Genomic DNA, 19,358 nt, shown 5'->3' on the forward strand with positions numbered 1-19,358 from the left:
CGGGCGGGCGGGACCGCCCGGGGCGGCTTAGCCTGCACTCATGAGCGCCTGCGAAGACCTCGCTCTGGCCCCTCAGGACATCGAGCCGCTTCCGCCCGCCGACGGCTGTGCCGACTGCCTCGCGCAGGGCCGCCGGGACTGGGTGCACCTGCGGATCTGCCTGGACTGCGGCCACATCGGGTGCTGCGACTTCTCGCCGCAGCGGCACGCCACCGCGCACTTCCACAACACCTCCCACCCGGTGATCCGCTCGTACGAGCCGGGGGAGGACTGGCGCTGGTGCTTCGTGCACGAGGTGATGGGCTGAGGTAGGCGCTTCGGGTCGCTCTCCCGCGGTGGCACCGGGGCGCAACCCGGATAAAATCCGGACATAACGCCCGTGCGGCCCCGCCGGTCGACATCCGTCCGGCCGGTGGCCGCCGAAGGGAGGCCGACGATGACCAAGCGAACACCGGGCAGCACCGCCCGGCTCCGCCAGGGCACCCAGGAGCTGCTGGAACGCCGCGGCATGGCGAGCCCGCCCACCCGGATCGCGCCGAAGCTGCGCACCGGCGCGATGTCCTCCTCCGGCGCCGGGTACGACAGCGGAGGGACGTTCCGCCACGGCGGCCGCGACGCGCCGACCACGACCGCGCACGCCGCTCCGGCGATGCACACTGAGCTCAAGGGCCACCGGCACCGCGGCGCGGAGAAGCACTCCGCGCACTGAGCGGCCGCCCGGTGCGCCGTTCCCACGGGGACGGGTGCCGAACTGCGGGCACCCGTCCCTGACGCGTGGTCAGGGTCGTTCTCGGGGGCCTTCTCCGGGCCGGTTTCGGGGGCTTCCCGGATGCCGTGCCGGGCCGCTCTCCCGAAGACTCTCTCCCGTCGGAGCCGCCGTTGGAGAGAGGTCGCATGAACACCCGTACGCGCACCAGCCGTTGGTCCACCCTCGCCGCAGCCGGCGCCCTGCTCGCCGCCGTCACGGTCGGCGCCGCGGCCCCTGCCCTGGCGGCCGACGCGCCCGCCTCCGCCGCTGCCGCCACCACCCCGTACGGCTCGGCCCGGCCGGGGCCGCTGGACCGGGAAGCGCTGGCGCGGACCCTCGGCGCCCTGCCCGCCGACATCACCGGCGCGCTGGTCCGGGTCGGCGGCCCGGGCGCGCGGTGGCGCGGCACCTCGGGCGAGGACATCCCGGCGAACGCCCGGTTCCGGATCGGCAGCATCTCCAAGGTGTTCACCTCGACCGTGATGCTCCAGCTCGTCGCCGAGGGCAAGGCCGACCTGGACGGCACCGTCCAGCAGTACCTGCCCGGGCTGCTGCCGACCGGCTACCCGCCGGTCACCGTGCGCCAGTTGCTCGACCACACCAGCGGACTGCCCGGGGGCGGCGGGATGACCGCCGGGGACGGCAGCACGGCGTGGTTCGCCGCGCACAGGACGGAGTACTTCAGCCCCGAGCAGGTCGTCGCCGACATGCTCACCCAGCCGATGAACTTCGCGCCCGGCACCGCCCAGCAGTACAACGGCAACAACTACTTCGTCGCCGCGCTGGTGATCGAGAAGGTCAGCGGCGACAGCTACGCCGACCAGGTGCGCAAGCGCATCACCGGCCCGCTCGGCCTGCACGCCACCTACGTCCCGGACGCCGACGACCTGACCATCCGCGGCCCGCACGCCACCGGCTACGTGGACGTCCGCGCCGCCGACGGCAGCACCACCCGGGTGGACGTCACCGAGCAGAGCCCGTACCCGTGGGCCGAGGGCGGCATCATCTCCTCCGCCGCCGACCTGGAGCGATTCTTCGACGCGCTCTACCGCGGCCGGCTGCTGCCGCCCGCCCAGCAGGCCGAGGTGTTCACCGTCCCGGACCTGCCGAACGCCCACAACAAGAACTGCGAGATCGGCCCGACCGCCGGCCACGCCTGCTACAGCACCGCCGGCCTGCTGCGCACCGTGCTGCCGAACGGCACCGAGGTCTGGGGCAAGAACGGCTCCCGGCCCGGCTACAGCAGCGGTGTCTTCGCCACCCGTGACCTCTCCCGCACCGTGGTCGTCGGGCTCAACCCGACCGGCATCTCCGGCGAGGAGTTCCCCACCCTGTGGAAGCTGGTGACCACCGGCTTCGGCTCCGGCCAGGTGTACGGACAGCGGTGACACCCTCCGGGCAGGCGGTTGTCGGTGCCCTGCGCTAGGTTCGTCCCGTTCGGCAGAGCAGAGCAGAGCACGGCAGAGCACGGCAGAGCCGGGCAGAGTGGGACGACGGGGGCGCACCATGGCCGAGGTGATCACGGAGGAGCCGGTCGAGCTCCAGCTGGAGCGGTACCGGACGGAGCTCACCGGCTACTGCTACCGGATGCTCGGCTCGGTCTTCGAGGCCGAGGACGCGGTGCAGGAGACCATGGTCCGGGCCTGGCGCGGGCACCGGGGCTTCGAGGGCCGGTCCGCGCTGCGCTCCTGGCTGTACCGCATCGCCACCAACGTCTGCCTGGACGCGCTGAACGGGCGCAACGCCCGCGCCCGTCCGATGGACCTGGCCGGGCCGGTCACGGTGGCCGCGGCGCACGACACCCAGTTGCCCGAGGTGACCTGGATCGGCCCCGCCCCGGACGGCCGGGTGCTGCCCGAGACGGGGGACCCGGCCGAGGTCGCCGCCCAGCGCGAGTCGGTGAAGCTGGCCTTCGTGGCCGCGCTGCAGCGACTCGCGCCCCGGCAGCGGGCGGTGCTGATCCTGCGCGAGGTGCTCGGCTGGAAGGCCGCCGAGGTGGCCGAACTCCTCGGCGTCACGGTGGCCTCGGTCAACAGCGCGCTGCAGCGCGCCCGCGCGGCGCTCGCCGCGGACACTCCGGCCACCCGGCAAGCCCCCGCCCTGGACGAGGACCACCGCGCGCTGCTGGACCGCTACGTCCGCGCCTTCGAGGCGTACGACATGGACGGCCTCGCCGCGCTGCTGCACGAGGACGTCACGCTCAACATGCCGCCGTTCGCGATGTGGCTGCAGGGGCGGGCGGAGCTCCGCGCCTGGATGCTGGGCCCCGGCTGCGGCTGCCGCGGCTCCCGGCTGCTCCCGGTGACGGCCAACGGCGGGCCGGCCTTCGCCCAGTACCGGCCGAGCCCGGCGGGCGGGCACGAGCCGTGGGCGCTGATCGTGCCGGAGGTGTCAGCGGGCCGGATCGCCGGGTTCACCAACTTCCTCGACACCGATGTGCTCTTCCCGCTGTTCGGCCTGCCACCCCGGCTGGACGTCGAAGAGGCCGACGCCGAACTGCCCGACGCCGAGCAGTAGCTCCGCGAGCCCGCTGAACGCGAGCAGCTCCCGCAGCGGGCCGGCCGCGTTCAGCAGCACCACGCCGACCCCGTGCCGGGCGGCGGCGACCCGCAGCCGGGCCAGGGCGTCGACGACGGCCAGGTCGGGGGCGGTCAGCGCGCCCAGGTCGCAGGTCAGGACGGCTTCGTCCGGTGAGGTCTCCGCGGTGGTGCCCGTGGTGGTGTCCATGCGGGTTGGACCGCCGCGACGGCGCCGACTCATCGGTCCGGCCCGAATCCGCCCGGCCCGAATCCGCCCGGCCCGGATCCGCCCGGCCCGCAGCCGGTCCGGCCTGCGTCCGTCCGTCCTTCAGCCGTCCGGCCCGGATCCGGTGGCAGAGTGGGGCCGTCGAACCCACTCGCCCCAGGAGGAGCACCGTGACGGTTGAGCCCTTGAAGTCCCGCGAGGAATGGCTGGCCTCGCTGCCCCGGATCTACGCGGCGGCGGGCTGCCTGCTGCGGGATGAGTCCGGCCGGATCCTGATCGTGAAGGCCGGGTACCGCGAGCACTGGCAGTTCCCCGGCGGCACGATCGACCTCGGCGAGGGCCCGGTCGAGTGCGCCAAGCGGGAGTTGGAGGAGGAGACCGGACTCGTCCGGGAGGCCGGCGAGCTGCTGGCGATCTCCTGGACCCACCCCTCGGGCGAACTCGACCACCCCGCCGAGCACTTCATGTTCGACTTCGGCACCGTCCCGGACGGCACCCCCGTGACCGTCCCGGCCGGCGAGCTGGACGACCACCGCTGGGCGCCGGTCGAGGATGCGCTCGAACTCCTCGGCCCGGCCCGCTCGGCCCGCCTGCGGGCGGCGCTGGCGGCGGCGGAGGACGGCCGGGTCCGGATCGTCACCACCCAGGTAGGTGAAACACCCTGACACCTCCCGGGTAGCGGACCGTTTCCGCTGGTCAGACGGAGGTCCGCCATGTCGACGGCCACGCTCACACGCCCGGCCCGGAAGCCCTTGCGCTCTAGCGAGGGTATGCAAACACCAACTGCACAAGGGGTCTGCCCCTGCCACGGTCGCCTGCAGGTAGACCTGTTGCTCCGCAAGTCCAAGGTCGTCCGAGCGGGCGAACGCGCGCTGTCCATCCGGGCTCAAGAGGACAGGGGCCGAGCGTGGGCCGCCGAACACGGCTACTGCGTCCGCAAGGTGTGGCGCGAGAACCTGTCCGCCTGGTCGGACGTGCAGCGCCCGAAGTACGACGCTGCCATGTCCGCCGTGCTCGACGGCGAAGTGCCGTGCCTGTGGGTGTACGCGCTCGACCGGTTCTCGCGTAAGGGCGCGGAAGCGGTCGTGCCGATCCTCGGTAAGGCCCGCGTCATCTTCGACTATGAGCGGCTGGACAGCTCGGACGAACGCGACCGCCGTTGGATCATCGACCGCGCCGAGAACGCCCGCGAGTACTCGCAGCGCTTGAGCTACAACGTGCGCAGCACGAAGGAGAAGCAGCGCCGCGAAGGGCGTTGGCTGTCTCAGGCGCCGTGGGGCCTGGCGGTCGACAATGCCACCCGGAAGCTCTCGCCCGACACCACGCCCTACATGTGCATACTCGCCAAGAAGCAGGAAATCACCCCGTGGCAGATCATCGAGCGGATCTTCCGGTCAATTGCGGGCGGTATCCCGGGACGGGTCTTGGCGCGGACGCTGAACGCGGAAGGGATCCGGACGGGACAGGGTGCGCAGTGGCGGGTGTCTCAGATCCGGAAGATCATCACGCACCCGGTGTTCGAGGGCTGGTTGACCGGAAGGGGGCGGCTCGTCTTGCCAGTCTGTGGCGGTGGCGCGGTCGGCCGCCGCACCACGAGCCGTTGCTGACCGAGCTCGCTGCGCGCATGGCGGAGATCGGGCTCAGGAACGTGCCGCTTCGGTGTGAGCGGTGCGACGGCAAGGGCCATGTTGCCGCCGTCGTTTTGGCTTGGACGAAGCCGATCCACAAGGGCGGAAGGCGCGAGCACAGCAACGTTCACGCGTCGTGCCTCGGATGCTGGCGCGACACGGGCCGGACCGACGGCTTGCCTGTACTTGAAGGCGCGAGGCTTCACCAGCTCCGAGCACCAAAGTCAGACGCTGTGATCATCTGCTTGTGATGCCCGATGCCCCAGCTGCCGGGCGGGGAGGGCACGACGAAAGTTCACGGCCCGTGGCCGCTGGCGATCCCGGTCCCAGCTCGAAACACACGCTCTGGGTGTGATGCCTTTTCCAGGCCCCCAGATATCAACTTTCTCTCCAGTCACGGCTGTTAGCCGATTCAGTTCACGAGAAAGGCACCCTGTAACGGCACTTAGCTGCGTGATCAGGGCCCGTAACATGCCCCAACCGGCAAAGAGACCCCAGCGGATCCCCGCTGGGGTCTTTCTGCGTTCTGAGTCGGAACGTCTGGATCTCTTTGGCCCTGGACGCCCCCGACGAAGGCGCTCCAACCAGCGGTGCTGAACTCCAGCGCGTGGTGTGACGGGCTACGCCTCCGGCGGCACGCTGTAGCGGCTCAAGACGTCGTCAGCCATGGACTTGTCCAGTAGGCGGAGTTCCCAAGGCCCGGTGTTGACGTCGAACTCCTTGCCGAAGCCGACCCACTTACCGGCCATACGGCGCCCGGTCGGATCGACCAGCAGTTGAATGGCGCCGTGGTACCTGGCCCCCTGGTAGTAGCCATCCTGTGCGGTCTGTTCCACCCACGAGCCCGTCACGACGTTCCGGTCGACAGTGAGGTCGAACGACAGTGGCGAGTCTGGATTGGACGACGCACCCGGGAGGGACCGACCGGTGATCCGGTTTCCGTTCTGGGACAGTACGACGTGGTGCAGGCCGGTGAACGTGTTCTGCCGGCTGCTGCTGAAGAACTCGTAGTGGCTGATCCAGACCCCCGAGTAGTCCTCACCCGTGGGAGCGGGTGCGGCCTGCACGGGCACGCTCGGTTCATCGCTGGTCATGTCATGGCCTCCCGTACCGTCCACGCTGACCCTTGGCGGTAGTTGTGGTGAGTCGAAGCCGAGGCGGTCCACGGAGAGCTTGGTGACCGCCTCAAGAGCTCGAACGTACACCGGACGAGGGGACCTGACCTCCCCTGACTCCCAGCGCTGAACGAGACGCTTACTGGCGTCATTGGGTTCTCCCTGGTTCACCCCGACTTCCCTCAGGCGTTTCGCGAACTCGTCTTGGCTGAGGCGAAGTCCAAGGCGTACGGCCCGCAGGGTCTCGTTCGGCGTCGTCATGAACCCCACCATAGGGGCGGGCATCCTCTGAACGACACCGAAATGACGCCTTGCCAGGACACCGGAGAGACGCCTCAGCGGCGTCGCAATGGTCTGACCTTCCAGGACACCATCAAGCCCTCCGTGGACGCAGAGGAGAGGCAATGGCGAAGCACAAACCGCCTCAAGGGCCGGAGAGGTGGCCCAACAAGTGCCCGTGCGGCGCGCTGATTCGCCCCGACTCGTCGGGACCAGAGGGCATCGCCGCATGGAAGTGTGCGTGCGGGCGCTTCGGCATCCTGCTGCCGGAGGACTACCTGATGGCACACCCGGAGGAGACCTGCGTTCAGGTCTGCGGCCGGAAGTGCACCCGAACCGTCGCCACGCCGGTGACCGCGTGATCGGTCGGTCCCGGCGTCGACTCTGGCTCCATCGGATCAGGCACCCGGTAGTCACGGCTCAGATGCTCTGGGGTCTGCACGTCCAGTTCATGTGGCCGGTGACGATGTTCAGCCCAAGGCGATGGCAGATCGTCCACGACGAACGCGCCTACGTGCGACGCCTTGCGCTTCGCGCGGAACTTGACCGGCAACGGCTGCGGCTGCCAAAGAAGCCCGCCGAGTAACCCCTACAGGCTCCCGTCTCGCCTGGCGCTCGCTGGCCGGAACGGGTCGCAACACCCCCGAAGGGTGCGGCACTCGCCGTACCGAACATCCGAAGGAGAACATTCATGAGCGAGTCCCTGAACTTCAACCCCGCGTCGCACCCCGGCCTGAACTGGTCGGTGGCCATGCAGAGCCAGCTGGACGACCAGGTCCAGTGCTTCGCCGTCGCCGACGCCGGTGACGGCCTGGTGGCCATCGCCAACATCGACAACGAGAACGCCGTGATCACCGGTACCCCCGGTGAGCTGCGCAAGCTGCGCGACGCCTTCGCCGCCGGCCAGTACGACCACCTCATCGGCGCCTGACACACCAGCAAGTAAGCGAGAGCGACCGCCCCAATCAGATGGGGCGGTCGCCCCTCCCACCCTACGAGAAGGGAGCGCTGTCATGCAGACTGCGCTTTCAAGGCTGGTGACCGACCCGGATGCCTTCCGGGTTGCGTGGCCTTCGGCGCCTACGGTGTACGCCCGAGACGTTGTAGACCTTCAACGCCTCGCCACCCGCCAAGCGGCGCGGGAAATCCTGGCCAACCCGGATATCCGCCCTTACTCCTTCGGCATGGTCCGGAACGGCGTTCTGACCGCCGAACGGGCGTCGGCCGACCATCCCACGGACACGCTCGTCTGCAACGGGTTGCACCAGAGCTACCCGCCGATCGTGGCGTTCTGCAGGGAACTTGCCGCGCAGCTGGGGCACCCGATCACCGGGAACCTCTACCTCACTCCTGCCGGGGAGGCGCGCGGATTCGGCTGGCACTGGGACTGCCATCACGTCTTCCTCGCCCAGACGGAAGGTGCCAAGCTGTGGCGGCTCTTCCGGCCCACGTTCGTGGACCCGCTGGAACACCGGCACCACAACTGGTCCAGGATCGGGTTCGACCCGGAAGACAAGGTGCGCTTCGAGACGACGAACCCGGACTATGAGTTCAACCTGACGGCGGGGCAAGTTCTCTTCATTCCGCGTGGATGGGTCCACGCGGGTCGAACTAGTGACCAACACAGTCTCCACATGACGTTCGGCGTGCAACTTCTCACGGAGCACTGGGCGTTGACGAAGCTGTTGGAGGCTGGCCGGGAGTCGGTGGAACTGCGCGGCGCCTTGCCGCCGGACCTTGCGGGCAGCGACTTCGAAGCCCTCTCGGAGCACCTTCGTTCGACGCTGGTGAAGTGGCTGCTCGGTCAGCCGGCGGAGGAACTGGTCATGCGGCTCCGATCCGCGCAACGGATGTCGATCTACCACGGGACGCCGCAGTAGGGGTGCTGGGGAACACTGTCGGGATGAGCGTGGATCGGGCTACCAGCGGCAGGCATCGGCGGATGTGCCAATGGGGAGGGTGCCAGAACTACGCCAACCTGCGGGACCTCGACACAGCGCGCGACTTCTGCCTTGGCTGTGCCCTTGCGATGCTGTACGCAGCGCAAGATCCCATCACCGACTACATCGAGTTCGAGGGGGATGAGTACGCCAAGGCCTTGGAGGAGCGGGCACCCTTCGCCTTACTCGGGTGGCCCTTACCGCCGAACGACGTTGGCCGCTAGCCTCTGATGTACGGCGAGGGAGAGGTGAGGGCCGTGCTCGAACCCGACGACGAAACCGTGTCTGAGTGGTACGCCGCTCGGAGTGATCGACACCGGCCGCCGGGTACGCGGGACGCCATGGTCCTGGATCCTGAGGTCCGGAATGGTCTCCTCTTCCAGGACACGCCCCGCCTGGTGGTCGAGTGGGACGGGGCGGAGTGGCAGCCGGTTGGCGTGGCCGCGAACTACTCGGAGGCGTACGCGGTCATCGTCCGGCGGGGTGCCGAATCCGTTCCGCCGCAAGCCGACACCCCTGTTGCCCTGCTCCGAAAGGGCACAGGGCGACACCGTAAGAGCTAAGAACGGCAGGCAGACACACGGGGCTGACAGGCGGGCTACTTCGTGCGGTCCGTGACGAAGCTCCCCATGCCGGTCTCGGTCCGGATCAACCCATCGTTGCGAAGTGCCGTTGTGACCTTCTGGACGGTCGCACGAGCCACGCCGAAGTCCCGTTCGAGCTGGACCGCCGAAATCAGATAGCCGGGCGGGTACTCGCCATTTTCGATCTTGCGGGCGATCTCGTCGCGGATCTGCTTCCACTTGGGACGGGTTGGGTCGAACTCCATGCCATGAAGGTAGCCGTCGACAACCACCAGCGGGAGTCGGGGCCCATAGGGGCCAATAGACAGGGGTAGGGACCCCTAGTAAGGCCTGCTCAAAAGTAATCCCGGCGACCGCGCCAACGGTCCCGGGAAATGGCCGACGCTTTCGAGGAGCGACGACATGACCCAGCTTATCGTTCTGGCTGCCCTTTGGGTGCTGCGCTTGCTGCTGCCGGCGCGCGGAGAACACCGTGCTGCCCCCAGCACTCAGGCGCCCCAGGGAGCCCCCGTCATCTGCGGGTGGCGGCGCCCCTTCCCCGTGCATCTGCTGATCCGCACCATGCCCCTTCCGGAGCCCGTACAGACGGTTCCGCTCTACGTCGAAGCATGGGAGAGGGCCCCCGTGGCGCAGCAGGAAGCGATTCTGAAGCGGCGGGCACAGGAGCAGGTGGAGCAGTGGGAGAGGATGGCGCAGCGGCAGCGACGCGCGGCAGCCTTCGCGGCGGGGATGGATCTGCCCGACCCGCTTTACTGGCTGGACGATGCGACGGACGCCGACCGCGTTCTCACCGGGGCGGTGGCCTGATGGTGGCGAACGCGGACGAGACGAAGGCGCACCCGTGCTGCCTCTGCGGCAGGAAGACGGCTGACGGCAAGGCCATCGGCATCACGGACCGGGTGAGCGGCCCGTCCTACGTCCGCTGGGCATGCCGAACCCCCTGCACCCCGGCCGCCACCCGCTAGACCCTCCCAACCCCGTCCGGATCGATTCCGGGCGGGGCCTTTTTTGCTGGCGGGTGGGGGGTGTCTCTTCGAGGTGCAAGGGTGTACCGTCCACCCACGTCTCCGGGTTCTGACCGCAACGGTCCGGCCCCGGGCGGGAGTTGCCCCGGGGCCGGACCGGGCCGGTCTCACTGCTGTCCGGACTCCGCGGTCCGGGCCGCGATGAGGGCGGCGATGGCCTCCGAGACGAAGGTCTCCGTCTCGGACTTGTCCACCTTCAGCCCGGCGAGCACGCCCTGGCCGTTCTCCGACTCCAGCAGCGCGAGCAGGATGTGTTCGGTGCCGACGTAGTTGTGCCCGAGCTTGAGCGCCTCGCGGAAGGTCAGCTCCACCACTTTCTTGCTCTGCGCGTCGTACGGGATGAGCGCGGGCGGCGCCTGCTCCATGGCGTCGGGCAGGACGGCGGTGACCGCTTCCCGGACGGCCTGCGGGGTGACGCCCTGGGCGGTGAGCGCCTTGACCCCGATGCCCTCGGGCTCGGCGAGCAGGCCGAGCAGGATGTGCTCGGGGGAGATCTCGGCGTTGCGCGCCTGCCGGGCCTCCTCCTGCGAGGCCACCATGACCTTGCGGGCCCGGGGGGTGAAGCGGCTGAAGCCCTGGCTGGGGTCGAGGTCGGCCGGGGTGGCCGGGTCCTTGGGGACGAAGCGTTTCTGGGCGGCCTGCTTGCTGACGCCCATGCTGCGGCCGATGTCGGTCCAGGAGGCGCCGGAGCGGCGGGCCTGGTCGACGAAGTGGCCGATGAGGTGGTCGGCGAGGTCTCCGAGGTGGTCGGCGGCGATGACCGCGTCGGAGAGCTGGTCCAGCGCGTCGGGGTGGACCTTCTTGATCGCGGCGATCAGGTCGTCGAGGCGCAGCGGAGTGCTGTTGGGAACAACGGGATTCTCCATGCGTCAACCGTAGGTTGTCGATGCGGCTATCGTCAACTATCGGTTGACGATCTACGGCGGGGCTGTGGTGACCCGTCAGGACGCGGGCAGCAGTCGGCTGCGGACGGCGGCGATCCGGTCGGGTGTGACGCCCGCCGCGAGCAGGTAGCCGGCCGGGTCGAAGCCGTCGAGCGCGGTGTCCAGGGCGGCCTCGGCAGTGGTCCCGGCCTCCGCGAGCACCGCGTCGATCCGGTGATACGGGTCCGGCAGGCCCAGCATCCCGTACAGCGGGCGGACGTTGGGGCCGCTCAGCAGGTAGTCCTCGGCGATCGCGGCCCGGTCGACCCCGGCCAGGGCGAGCAGCAGCAGGGCGGCGAGGCCGGTGCGGTCACGGCCGGCGCCGCAGTGCACGACCACGCCTCCCGGTCGGGCGCCGGCGATCGCGGCGATCAGCGCGGCGGCGGCGTGAGGGCAGTGGTCCAGGTACGGGCGGAGCGCGAGCGGGGTGCCGTCCAGTCGGCCGTGGGCATCCCACCAGGCGGGTCCGGCGAGCTCGTCCAGCGGGACGCGGACCAGGTCGACGCCCTCGGGGAGCGGGAGGAGCGGCTTGTACTCCTCGGTGTTGCGCAGGTCGACCACGGTGCGGACGCCGTGGTCGAGGAGGGTGTCCCAGCCCTCGGCGGTGAGGCGGTCCAGGTTGTCCGCCCGGACTATCGCGCGGCGGGCGGTGAGCCGGCCGGAGGCGGTGGGCAGCCCCCCCAGGTCGCGGACGTTCAGGCAGCCGTCCCAGACGAGGGTGCGGTCCTCGGTGGTGGCAGGCGTGTCCGTCGTCCCGTTCATGGGGCTCCCCGTTTCCTCGTCGGGGGTCCCGTTACCCCCTCGTTATGTAAGGACTCCCGGGAGATCCGTATGGTTCCTGGCCGTTCGAGCCCTCGGTGCGGGCTGCCGGGCGCCGGTCGGGCGGTGCTCGGACCTGCCGGGCCGGTGCTCAGGCGGCGGTCGGGGCCTCGGCCTCGACGGTGACCAGCTTCGCCAGCGGCTCGGCGGCGGTCTGGCCGAGCACCGAACCGGCCGCGATCGCGCCGACCAGGAACACGGTGGACAGCCAGGCCATGGTCGACACCGGCAGGGTGAAGGCGCCGACCACCCGGGCCACGCACTCGGTCAGCAGCGCGGTGCCCCAGATGCCCGAGAACACGCGCTCGTGGCGGCGGAAGGAGCGCGACGCGGCCGCCCGGCCCTCGGCCAGCCGCTGCCAGGCGGCGGCGCGGTCCCGCTTGCCCTTGGTGACGAAGGGCATCAGCATCGGGCTCATCACCGGTCGGCCGATCAGCGCGGAGACCAGGATCGCGAGCGCCACGGTGCCGCTCAGCGCGCCGTCCTTGGCGATCATCAGCCGGGCGTCGCCGGTGACGAAGGTCAGCGCCAGGCCCGCCAGGTTGACGGTCAGCATCAGCGCGGCCCACAGGTTGAGCTTGCGCTCGCGCAGCAGGCCGACGACGGTGCGGGCGGCCGGGAACGCGCTGCTCCAGGCCAGTGCGGCGACCTCGCTCAGACCGCAGGCCGAGTGCAGCAGGTAGTAGCCGGCCAGCGGGGCGGCGACGTCGAGGGCGAGCGGGCGGAAGCCGGCGACCAGCGGGTTGGGGGCCTTGGCGTGGGCGGCGCCGGGAGCGGAGACGGGAGCGGCGAGGGTGGCGGCGGCGCTGACGGTCTGGCTCACGGTGGGTTCCTCCCCGGCTGGTGGCCGCGGGCTGCTGCCCGCGTCGTGCCTCCAGTCTTTCCGCCGGACCCTCCGCCGGAGCAGTGCCGTCCGTTGCGGGATCCGCGTGACAGTTGTCATGGTGCGCGTCGTGACACCGCCCCTGACCTGCGGTTTCCTGAGCGCTGCGGGTCGGTCCCGCGCGGAGAGGGGTTCACGGCTCGCGGCCCCGGTCGGCCCCGGGTCTTCGGCCGGGGCGGATACCGTCGCCCGAATGGCGCATCATGTGGCGGGTGCAGAGTGCAGAGCGCCCCGCAGCGGGCACCGGCAGCCCCGTCGGAAGGCCCGGACCAGTACCCCCCGCCGCCCCGCCACCGGGCCCGGCCCCCGCTCACCCCGATCTGACGGAGGCGGTCCAGGCCGCGCAGGGCGGTGACCAGGAGGCGTTCCGGTTGCTGTTCCGGACCGTCCAGCCGGGTCTGCTGCGCTACCTGCGGGTGCTGGTCGGCGGCCGGCCCGAGGACATGCAGGACGCCGAGGACATCGCCTCGGAGACCTGGCTGCAGATCGCCCGCGACCTGCGCGGCTTCACCGGCGACGGGGACGGCTTCCGCGGCTGGGCCGCCACCATCGCCCGCCATCGGGCGCTCGACCACCTGCGCGCCCGCCGCCGCCGTCCGGTCGCCGACCTGCCGTTCGAGTACCTCGTCGAGATCGCGGCCGGGGACGACACCGCGCGCGCCGCGCTGACCACGGTCGGCACCGCCGACGCGCTGGCGCTGATCTCCAGACTGCCGCGCGACCAGGCCGAGGCGGTGCTGCTGCGGGTGGTCATGGAGCTGGACGCGGAGAGCGCCGCCCAGGTGCTCGGCAAGCGGGCCGGCAGCGTCCGGATGGCCGCCCACCGGGGGTTGCGGCGGCTGGCCAAGCTGCTGGAGCAGCCCCTCGCCTCCGGCGGCGGGATCCCCGCCGCGCGGACGGGCGGCGGGACGGCCGAGGCGCCCGGCGGCCCCACCGGGAAGGCCGCCGGAACGAGCGGGGGCGAGGCCTCCGGGCGACCCGCGGGGAAACCCGCGAAAAAAAGTTCTCCGCAGGGTGTGACAGAACGCCGGGCCGCGACGCTGAAGGACATGAGATGAGCACCAACCGATCCCGTCGGATCGACCGTGATACCGCCGAGCAGCTGCTCGGCGGTGCCGTGGCCGCCCCGTCGGCCGGGCAGGACGCCTCGCTCACCGGACCGGACGGCGGTCCCGGGCAGCTCGCCCGGGTGCTCGCCTCGGCCGCCGCTCCCGCGACGGCCGAGGAACTGGCCGGGGAGGAGGCGGCCCTGGCCGCGTTCCGGGAGGCGAGTCTCATGCCCGACCCCGTAGTGACCCCCGTCCGGAGACGATCCATGGCAACCGCAGCGCTGGCCAGGGCCTTCAGCACGAAGGCTGCCGCCGCCGTGCTCGGCGCCACCGCGCTGTGCGGTGTCGCGGTCGCGGCCGGCACCGGCAACCTGCCGTCCCCGTTGAGCGGCGGCTCCGCCGAGCCGGAGCGCACGCTCAGCACGGCCGGAGTCGCGGGCGACCGGTCCGGCACTGCTTCGGCCGGGACCGGCGGCACGGCGACCGGCCCGGCGCAGCCGTTCGGCACCGGATCGCAGCAGGTCGGACCGTCCACCGCGCCGACGTCGGGCGCCCCCTCGACGCTCGGACACGGCGACCAGCCGATCGCGCCCGAGCCGGCCGCCCTCTGCCGGGCCTTCGCCGATCGGACGGGCAAGGGCGAACGGTCGGGCCAGGTGGCCGCCGACCCGCAGTTCGGCCCGCTGGTCGCCAAGGCCGGTGGCGCCGAGAAGGTGGCGGAGTTCTGCGTCGCGGCGCTCGGCGCCGCGGCCGGCGACGGCCATCCGGGCACCGGTGCGCAGTCGCACGGACCCGACCGGTCCACCGGCAGCCCCGCTGCCGGCACCGGCAAGGGCAGCGGGGACGACAGCAAGGGCACCGGCGGCAACGCCAACGGCGGTGTCAAGCCCGGCAAGCCCGGTGTGACGGTCCCGAGCCCGGAAGTCGCGTCGTCGCCGCCCGCGGCACGGCCGAGCAAGTCCGACCGCTCCGACGGCACCGCCGCCGAGAGGTAACCCCAGAACTCCGGGTGGGCGGCGAGCGACTCCCCCCGGGCTCGCCGCCCACCCGGACCGCACCACCAGCACCACGTACCTGCACCACCCGGTACCGCCCGCGGTACCCGAAGGAAGCAGTACCACCCGAAGACTCCGGGTGGCCGGTCGGCTCCCCCGTGCCCGCCGTCCACCCGGTCCCGGCCCCGGCCGGACCGGCAGCGTCACCCCGGACGCGCCACCGGTCCGGCGGGCCCGGAAACGTGCGGCCCGCCCTCCCGCAGTCAGGGCGGGCCGCACCCCCGCGCCGGCGGCCGGGGGACCGCTGCCCGGTCCCCCGACCGCCACCCTCCGCCCCCGGCCGGGTCGCAAGGCCGTACGGCTATCGTGCACAGGTGCACGAGGCGGCCCGGGACCCCGGGCACGGCACGTGAGGGGAGCTCCAGGTGATCGGACGGGCGCTGAACGGGCGTTACGAACTCGTCGAGATGCTCGGCGTCGGAGGCATGGCCACCGTCTGGCGCGGCGTGGACCGCGTGCTCGGCCGCCAGGTCGCCGTGAAGGTCCTCAACGGAGGCCTCGCCGACGACCCCCGCTTCGCCGAGCGCTTCAGCCGCGAGGCGCAGCACGCCGCCATGCTGGTGCACCCGAGGATCGTCATGGTCTTCGACTCGGGCGTGGACCAGGGCACCCCGTTCATCGTCATGGAGCTGGTCAGCGGCCGATCGCTGGCCGCCCTGCTGGCCCAGCAGCCCAACCTGCCGGTGGAGCGCGCCGTCGGCATCGCGGCGGCGGTCTGCGAGGCGCTGGCGGTCGCGCACGCGGCCGGGCTGGTGCACCGGGACATCAAGCCCGGGAACATCATGATCACCGACGACGGCGGGGTGAAGGTCGTCGACTTCGGCATCGCCCGGGCCGGCTCCTCCAACAACCTGACCCAGACCGCGAGCGTGCTCGGTACGGCCGCCTACCTCTCGCCCGAGCAGGCCACCGCCTCGGCGCTGGACGGGCGGACCGACCTGTACGCGGTCGGCTGCGTACTGACCGAGATGCTCACCGGCGCGACCCCGTTCACCGCCGAGAGCCCGGTGGCGATCGCCTTCAAGCACGTCAGCGAGCAGCCGCTGCCGCCGTCCGCGCGGCGCCCCGGCCTGCCGCCCGCCGTGGACGCGGCGGTGCTGCGCCTACTCGCCAAGGACCCGGCCGGGCGTCCGGCCGACGCCTCCGCCGCCCGGGCGGAGCTGCTCGCCACCGTACCCGGGCTGGTCGTCGGCGACCCGACGGCCGAGCTGCTCGCGACCACCGCGGCCGCCACCCAGGTGCTCCCGCCGGTGCCCGCCCCGCCGGTGCCCGTTTCGCCGAACCAGCAGCACACCACCCTCCTCCCGCCGCAGGCCCCGGCGGCCACCTCCGTGATGGCACCCGTCCCGGCGGCGCCCCTGCCCGCTCCCGCACCCGCGTCGGCCCGGAACCGCCGTAACAAGCCGCTGGTCCTCGGCGCGCTGGGCGTGGCGGGCCTCGCCGGGGTCGTGGCCCTGGCCCTCACCGCCTTCGACGAAAAGACCGGCAACGCCGCCGCCCCCAAGGCACCTCCGGTCGCCACCGCCCCAGCCGCGACGCCCACCCCGACCCCGACCCCGACCTCCGCCACCCCTGCGACCCCGTCGGCGGCCCCGACACCCACCCAGGCCGTCCCGCGCAACCAGCCGGCCGCGCTGCAGCTCCAGTCCTTCCGCCAGGCGGTGGCCCAGGCCCAGGTTCCCAAGGACCGCGACAAGCAGCTGGAGCTGCTGAGGATCCTCGACACCGCCGCCGCCCACCTCAACGAGGGTGATCCGGACGCGGCGGCGCAGGAGCTCAAGGGCGCCCAGAAGGTGATCAAGGACATGGCCAAGAAGCACGCCATCGACCCGCTGACCAACGCCAACTGGAACGCCCGCCTCTCGGCCCTGTTCACCACCCTCCACGCGACGGCGGACAACCAGGAGGACTGACGCTCCGCCACAATGGCGGCATGCTGACGATCGGCTCCCTCGTCCTCGGTGTCTCCGACATGTCCCGCGCCGTCGCCTTCTGGACGGCCGCCCTTGGCTATACGCCGAGGGGTGGTCTGGTCGAGGACGACTGGACGGTCCTGGTGCCCGCCGAAGGCGGCGGTGGTGTGCAGCTCGCCCTCGGCCTCAGCGAGTCCCCCGTCCAGGAGCACCCGCGCGTCCACCTCGACCTCTACGCCGGTGATGCCGCCGACCAGGCCGCCGAGGTGGAACGGCTGGTCGCCCTCGGCGCGCGGAAAGTCGACTGGGACCTCTATCCGGAGGACCCGGACTTCGTCGTCCTCGCCGACACCGAGCGCAACCTCTTCTGCGTCATCGACACCAGCCGCTCCTGAATCCACGGAGTTGTCCACAGCCTGTGGACATCCCTGTGTGTGCCGGGGGGCTGCGCAGGACGTCGGCCAGGCCGACTTCCTGCGCCACCAAAGAACGACTACTCGCCAGGGCGAGGGTCAGGCCCCTTGTGGGCGGGCGAGCGGAAGGTACGGCGGAAAGCCTCTGGCCCATGCCGCTGATCGAGCCACCTCGTCAGGCAGGACAGATCGCCGTTGATCACCGCCGCGAGGATGAACCCGTGCAGCACATCCGCGTCGGCCCCGCCCATCTCGGCAAGGAATCGCCGATACCGCGTGCCGACGCCATGCTCGTACCGCCGACCGATGCTGCCCTCCGACCCCCGGATCCGGCACTACACCGACGACCACATCCGCACGCTCCTCGCCGAACTCCACGAGCGCGGCCGGAAGTTCGGTCTGATCTGGCCCTCGGCCTCCACCGACAAGACCATCGACGGCCGCGTCCTCGTCCGCTTCAACACGGCCCCGGCCTCGACCGTCCTCAACCTCCTCTCCCTCCTCCTCGACGCCGAGCGCGAACGCGGACACGACCGCGACCGGGACGACCCGTGCGGTTCCTGATCGCCACCGCCCTCGCCGTCCTCCTAGCCCTCGCGTTCGGGATCGTCGCCCGGGGCGTCGTCACCGCCCTCCGCCCGGCCCCGCCCGAGGAGGACGCCTGAACCGACCGGATGCGCGGCGGGTCGCCTGCAGAGGCCCGTCGTGCCGGAGCCGACCCGACCTCAGCCCTTCGACCGGATCCGCTTCTCCACGTTTCCCCGGAGCGCCCTGGACGCCGTCCCGGCGGCCGCCGCCAGGAACACGAAGTTGTACCCGATCTGCAGCACCACCACGAGCCGCGCCACCTGCCCCGACGGCGTGATGTCCCCGTACCCCACCGTCGCCAGCGTCACGACCGTGAAGTACAGCGCGTCCAGCCGCGTCTCCAGCCCGGCGAACTCCGTGTTGTGGGCGCCCATCGCGTAGTACGTCGTCGCGAAGATGGTCATCGCGAGCGCGATCAGAAAGATCAGCCAGACCACCGGCCGCTTCGCCGTCCCCCGCAGCACCCCGGCGATCTTGGCCAGCATCAGCCAGCTCAGCCCGGCCAGCGCCGTCGCGAACATGAACCAGCTCAGGACCGGCCGACGGTGACCCAGCCACCCCAGCGGTAGCGTGAAGTACCCGACCATTAGCAGCGTGAACGCGACCAGGAGCCAGAACCAGGCCCTCAGGTCGGCGGGGGGTGGCGAGTTCTCGGACATCGCGCCCAGCCTCGTCCACCGCACCCCCCGGCGCCCGCCCGGTTGCTCCGGTCGGGCGAGCCCCCGCCGGACCGCCCGTCAAAGATCGCGGCGCAACCGCCGCTCCCGGACAGCAGAAAGCCCCCGGTGGCTCACCGGGGGCTTTCGACAAGAAGGGGGAGGCTCAGGCGGTCGTCTCGGGCCGCTTCGTCTCCTGGGCCTTGGTCACGTTGGTCGGCGTGACGGCCGGACGGTCCGCGCCCTGCTGGGGAGCGGCGGTGCTCTGCGCGGTGCCGGCGTCCGCCGGGGTCTCGTCCTCGCGCATGGCCTTCGTCTCGGCCTTCAGGATGCGCATCGACTTGCCCAGGCCGCGGGCCATCTCCGGCAGCTTCTTCGATCCGAACAGCAGGATTACGACCGCCAGCACCACGAAGATGTGCCAGGGCTCAAGACCGTTCCGCAGCATCCCTGGCCACCGGTCCCTTCTTGTCTAGAGTCATGGCGGGCGCTAGCGCCCGTGCTGGCCAGTATGCCTGGCCCCCACGGCGAACGGATACACCGGCCGGGAAACGCTGGCCAAAAACCAGGTGCCGCCCCGGCGCCGCCCGGTGGACGACGAGCCACCCGCTCCATCCTCCGTCACATCGGCAACCGTCCGCCTCTCGCGCTCCGGCCGCTCCGCGAGCACCACGGCTGGCGCGATGGGGCACGTCACGCGGTTCGGCCCGCGCGCACAGCGGGAGCTCCTCAAGGTGCCCCGGCCGGACGCCGTCCGGATCCTCCACCGGCTCGCCGACCTGCAGAAGGCACTGGACGGCGGCGACGCTTCCGGGTTCGACATCAAGGCCCTTCAAGGCCACCACGCCCGGCGCCGGCTGAGGGTGGGGGACTACCGGGTGGTCTACACCGTCGAGGACGGGGTGCTGACCGTGTGGGTCCTGTCGGCGGGCCACCGTCGTGAGATCGACCGGCACCTTCGGATCCTTCCCGCCGGGGACGGCGGAGAGCCCCCG

Annotated in this window: 23 protein-coding genes and 1 pseudogene; 16 read left to right on the forward strand and 8 right to left on the reverse strand. The window is 71.5% G+C overall.

The annotated features are described in order from the left end of the window. The first annotated feature begins 40 nt into the window (after positions 1 to 40). The 6 genes from ACZ3TI_RS00315 (at position 41) to ACZ3TI_RS00340 (ending at position 5,100) form a co-directional block, all read left to right on the forward strand. Positions 41 to 307: a UBP-type zinc finger domain-containing protein gene (locus tag ACZ3TI_RS00315; protein ID WP_363571382.1), complete on the forward strand. Its 267-nt coding sequence runs from the start codon at positions 41 to 43 to the stop codon at positions 305 to 307. A 129-nt stretch (positions 308 to 436) separates the two neighbouring features. Further along, positions 437 to 709 carry a hypothetical protein gene (locus ACZ3TI_RS00320; protein ID WP_465721714.1) on the forward strand — a complete coding sequence of 91 codons (273 nt, stop codon included), beginning with the start codon at positions 437 to 439 and terminating at the stop codon, positions 707 to 709. A 185-nt stretch (positions 710 to 894) separates the two neighbouring features. After that, positions 895 to 2,136 (forward strand): serine hydrolase domain-containing protein, encoded by a 1,242-nt coding sequence (locus ACZ3TI_RS00325; RefSeq protein WP_465721716.1) that lies wholly within the window; start codon positions 895 to 897, stop codon positions 2,134 to 2,136. A 118-nt stretch (positions 2,137 to 2,254) separates the two neighbouring features. Beyond that, positions 2,255 to 3,265 carry a sigma-70 family RNA polymerase sigma factor gene (locus tag ACZ3TI_RS00330; RefSeq protein WP_465721718.1) on the forward strand — a complete coding sequence of 337 codons (1,011 nt, stop codon included), beginning with the start codon at positions 2,255 to 2,257 and terminating at the stop codon, positions 3,263 to 3,265. Between the two features lie 398 nt (positions 3,266 to 3,663). Next, positions 3,664 to 4,158 (forward strand): NUDIX domain-containing protein, encoded by a 495-nt coding sequence (locus ACZ3TI_RS00335; protein WP_465721720.1) that lies wholly within the window; start codon positions 3,664 to 3,666, stop codon positions 4,156 to 4,158. Between the two features lie 165 nt (positions 4,159 to 4,323). Beyond that, entirely contained in the window at positions 4,324 to 5,100 is a 777-nt protein-coding gene (locus ACZ3TI_RS00340) for a recombinase family protein (RefSeq protein ID WP_465721722.1), read from the forward strand. Between the two features lie 641 nt (positions 5,101 to 5,741). Here the strand turns inward: ACZ3TI_RS00340 and ACZ3TI_RS00345 are convergent. Both ACZ3TI_RS00345 and ACZ3TI_RS00350 read right to left on the reverse strand, forming a co-directional pair. After that, positions 5,742 to 6,497, reverse strand: coding sequence for a helix-turn-helix domain-containing protein (locus ACZ3TI_RS00345; RefSeq protein ID WP_465721724.1), 756 nt, complete (start codon positions 6,495 to 6,497; stop codon positions 5,742 to 5,744). Between the two features lie 325 nt (positions 6,498 to 6,822). Continuing rightward, positions 6,823 to 7,068, reverse strand: a complete 246-nt coding sequence (locus ACZ3TI_RS00350) for a hypothetical protein (RefSeq protein ID WP_465721726.1) — start codon at positions 7,066 to 7,068, stop codon at positions 6,823 to 6,825. Positions 7,069 to 7,206: 138 nt separating this feature from the next. On the opposite strand from ACZ3TI_RS00350, the gene ACZ3TI_RS00355 reads away from it, so the two are divergent. From ACZ3TI_RS00355 to ACZ3TI_RS00365, 3 genes are all read left to right on the forward strand, one after another. Beyond that, positions 7,207 to 7,446, forward strand: coding sequence for a hypothetical protein (locus ACZ3TI_RS00355; protein WP_465721728.1), 240 nt, complete (start codon positions 7,207 to 7,209; stop codon positions 7,444 to 7,446). Between the two features lie 82 nt (positions 7,447 to 7,528). After that, on the forward strand, positions 7,529 to 8,395 hold the full coding sequence (locus ACZ3TI_RS00360; protein WP_465721730.1) for a JmjC domain-containing protein: 867 nt from the start codon (positions 7,529 to 7,531) through the stop codon (positions 8,393 to 8,395). Between the two features lie 290 nt (positions 8,396 to 8,685). Continuing rightward, a complete protein-coding gene (locus ACZ3TI_RS00365; protein ID WP_465721732.1) occupies positions 8,686 to 9,018 on the forward strand; it encodes a DUF6087 family protein in 333 nt (110 codons plus the stop codon). A gap of 35 nt (positions 9,019 to 9,053) precedes the next feature. Here the strand turns inward: ACZ3TI_RS00365 and ACZ3TI_RS00370 are convergent, their stop codons facing one another. Next, on the reverse strand, positions 9,054 to 9,284 hold the full coding sequence (locus tag ACZ3TI_RS00370) for a GntR family transcriptional regulator (RefSeq protein ID WP_465721735.1): 231 nt from the start codon (positions 9,282 to 9,284) through the stop codon (positions 9,054 to 9,056). A 157-nt stretch (positions 9,285 to 9,441) separates the two neighbouring features. On the opposite strand from ACZ3TI_RS00370, the gene ACZ3TI_RS00375 reads away from it, so the two are divergent. Then, the gene (locus tag ACZ3TI_RS00375) at positions 9,442 to 9,846 is read left to right on the forward strand and encodes a hypothetical protein (protein ID WP_465721737.1); all 405 of its coding nucleotides are present in this window, start codon (positions 9,442 to 9,444) and stop codon (positions 9,844 to 9,846) included. 325 nt (positions 9,847 to 10,171) lie between these two features. On the opposite strand, the gene ACZ3TI_RS00380 is transcribed toward ACZ3TI_RS00375, so the two are convergent. The 3 genes from ACZ3TI_RS00380 to ACZ3TI_RS00390 all read right to left on the reverse strand — a co-directional run bounded on the left by ACZ3TI_RS00380 (position 10,172) and on the right by ACZ3TI_RS00390 (position 12,629). Continuing rightward, positions 10,172 to 10,930, reverse strand: coding sequence for a Clp protease N-terminal domain-containing protein (locus tag ACZ3TI_RS00380; RefSeq protein WP_465721739.1), 759 nt, complete (start codon positions 10,928 to 10,930; stop codon positions 10,172 to 10,174). A gap of 75 nt (positions 10,931 to 11,005) precedes the next feature. Continuing rightward, on the reverse strand, positions 11,006 to 11,749 hold the full coding sequence (locus tag ACZ3TI_RS00385) for a tyrosine-protein phosphatase (RefSeq protein WP_465721741.1): 744 nt from the start codon (positions 11,747 to 11,749) through the stop codon (positions 11,006 to 11,008). 148 nt (positions 11,750 to 11,897) lie between these two features. Continuing rightward, the gene (locus ACZ3TI_RS00390; RefSeq protein WP_465721743.1) at positions 11,898 to 12,629 is read right to left on the reverse strand and encodes a VC0807 family protein; all 732 of its coding nucleotides are present in this window, start codon (positions 12,627 to 12,629) and stop codon (positions 11,898 to 11,900) included. Between the two features lie 431 nt (positions 12,630 to 13,060). On the opposite strand from ACZ3TI_RS00390, the gene ACZ3TI_RS00395 reads away from it, so the two are divergent. The 5 genes from ACZ3TI_RS00395 (at position 13,061) to ACZ3TI_RS00415 (ending at position 17,683) form a co-directional block, all read left to right on the forward strand. Then, a complete protein-coding gene (locus ACZ3TI_RS00395; RefSeq protein ID WP_465721747.1) occupies positions 13,061 to 13,747 on the forward strand; it encodes an RNA polymerase sigma factor in 687 nt (228 codons plus the stop codon). Further along, positions 13,744 to 14,733, forward strand: coding sequence for a hypothetical protein (locus tag ACZ3TI_RS00400; RefSeq protein ID WP_465721749.1), 990 nt, complete (start codon positions 13,744 to 13,746; stop codon positions 14,731 to 14,733). Before ACZ3TI_RS00395 ends, ACZ3TI_RS00400 begins: the two co-directional genes overlap by 4 nt. A 425-nt stretch (positions 14,734 to 15,158) precedes the next feature. Continuing rightward, entirely contained in the window at positions 15,159 to 16,706 is a 1,548-nt protein-coding gene (locus ACZ3TI_RS00405; RefSeq protein ID WP_465721751.1) for a protein kinase domain-containing protein, read from the forward strand. Positions 16,707 to 16,726: 20 nt separating this feature from the next. After that, complete coding sequence (locus tag ACZ3TI_RS00410) at positions 16,727 to 17,101, forward strand: VOC family protein (protein ID WP_465721753.1); 375 nt, start codon at positions 16,727 to 16,729, stop codon at positions 17,099 to 17,101. 324 nt (positions 17,102 to 17,425) lie between these two features. Beyond that, positions 17,426 to 17,683 (forward strand): hypothetical protein, encoded by a 258-nt coding sequence (locus tag ACZ3TI_RS00415; protein ID WP_465721755.1) that lies wholly within the window; start codon positions 17,426 to 17,428, stop codon positions 17,681 to 17,683. Positions 17,684 to 17,844: 161 nt separating this feature from the next. Here ACZ3TI_RS00415 and ACZ3TI_RS00420 read toward each other — a convergent pair whose 3' ends face one another. Then, positions 17,845 to 18,366 carry a potassium channel family protein gene (locus ACZ3TI_RS00420; RefSeq protein ID WP_465721757.1) on the reverse strand — a complete coding sequence of 174 codons (522 nt, stop codon included), beginning with the start codon at positions 18,364 to 18,366 and terminating at the stop codon, positions 17,845 to 17,847. 163 nt (positions 18,367 to 18,529) lie between these two features. Beyond that, positions 18,530 to 18,811 carry a Sec-independent protein translocase subunit TatA gene (gene tatA, locus ACZ3TI_RS00425; protein ID WP_465721759.1) on the reverse strand — a complete coding sequence of 94 codons (282 nt, stop codon included), beginning with the start codon at positions 18,809 to 18,811 and terminating at the stop codon, positions 18,530 to 18,532. A gap of 235 nt (positions 18,812 to 19,046) precedes the next feature. Between tatA and ACZ3TI_RS00430 the strand changes: the two are divergent. Beyond that, positions 19,047 to 19,316, forward strand: a pseudogene (locus tag ACZ3TI_RS00430) (type II toxin-antitoxin system RelE family toxin); the annotation flags it as partial. Positions 19,317 to 19,358 lie beyond the last annotated feature (42 nt).

Source organism: Kitasatospora sp. NPDC023120 (assembly GCF_055560835.1).

Excerpts from the sequence above, each read along its gene's own strand:
- ACZ3TI_RS00410 (WP_465721753.1), top strand. The coding sequence starts at position 16,727 with ATGCTGACGATCGGCTCCCTCGTCCTCGGTGTCTCCGACATGTCCCGC.
- ACZ3TI_RS00385 (WP_465721741.1), bottom strand. The coding sequence starts at position 11,749 with ATGAACGGGACGACGGACACGCCTGCCACCACCGAGGACCGCACCCTC.
- ACZ3TI_RS00380 (WP_465721739.1), bottom strand. The coding sequence starts at position 10,930 with ATGGAGAATCCCGTTGTTCCCAACAGCACTCCGCTGCGCCTCGACGAC.
- tatA (WP_465721759.1), bottom strand. The coding sequence starts at position 18,811 with ATGCTGCGGAACGGTCTTGAGCCCTGGCACATCTTCGTGGTGCTGGCG.
- ACZ3TI_RS00325 (WP_465721716.1), top strand. The coding sequence starts at position 895 with ATGAACACCCGTACGCGCACCAGCCGTTGGTCCACCCTCGCCGCAGCC.
- ACZ3TI_RS00320 (WP_465721714.1), top strand. The coding sequence starts at position 437 with ATGACCAAGCGAACACCGGGCAGCACCGCCCGGCTCCGCCAGGGCACC.
- ACZ3TI_RS00415 (WP_465721755.1), top strand. The coding sequence starts at position 17,426 with ATGCTGCCCTCCGACCCCCGGATCCGGCACTACACCGACGACCACATC.
- ACZ3TI_RS00370 (WP_465721735.1), bottom strand. The coding sequence starts at position 9,284 with ATGGAGTTCGACCCAACCCGTCCCAAGTGGAAGCAGATCCGCGACGAG.
- ACZ3TI_RS00375 (WP_465721737.1), top strand. The coding sequence starts at position 9,442 with ATGACCCAGCTTATCGTTCTGGCTGCCCTTTGGGTGCTGCGCTTGCTG.
- ACZ3TI_RS00400 (WP_465721749.1), top strand. The coding sequence starts at position 13,744 with ATGAGCACCAACCGATCCCGTCGGATCGACCGTGATACCGCCGAGCAG.
- ACZ3TI_RS00420 (WP_465721757.1), bottom strand. The coding sequence starts at position 18,366 with ATGTCCGAGAACTCGCCACCCCCCGCCGACCTGAGGGCCTGGTTCTGG.
- ACZ3TI_RS00330 (WP_465721718.1), top strand. The coding sequence starts at position 2,255 with ATGGCCGAGGTGATCACGGAGGAGCCGGTCGAGCTCCAGCTGGAGCGG.
- ACZ3TI_RS00360 (WP_465721730.1), top strand. The coding sequence starts at position 7,529 with ATGCAGACTGCGCTTTCAAGGCTGGTGACCGACCCGGATGCCTTCCGG.
- ACZ3TI_RS00315 (WP_363571382.1), top strand. The coding sequence starts at position 41 with ATGAGCGCCTGCGAAGACCTCGCTCTGGCCCCTCAGGACATCGAGCCG.
- ACZ3TI_RS00365 (WP_465721732.1), top strand. The coding sequence starts at position 8,686 with ATGTACGGCGAGGGAGAGGTGAGGGCCGTGCTCGAACCCGACGACGAA.
- ACZ3TI_RS00345 (WP_465721724.1), bottom strand. The coding sequence starts at position 6,497 with ATGACGACGCCGAACGAGACCCTGCGGGCCGTACGCCTTGGACTTCGC.
- ACZ3TI_RS00355 (WP_465721728.1), top strand. The coding sequence starts at position 7,207 with ATGAGCGAGTCCCTGAACTTCAACCCCGCGTCGCACCCCGGCCTGAAC.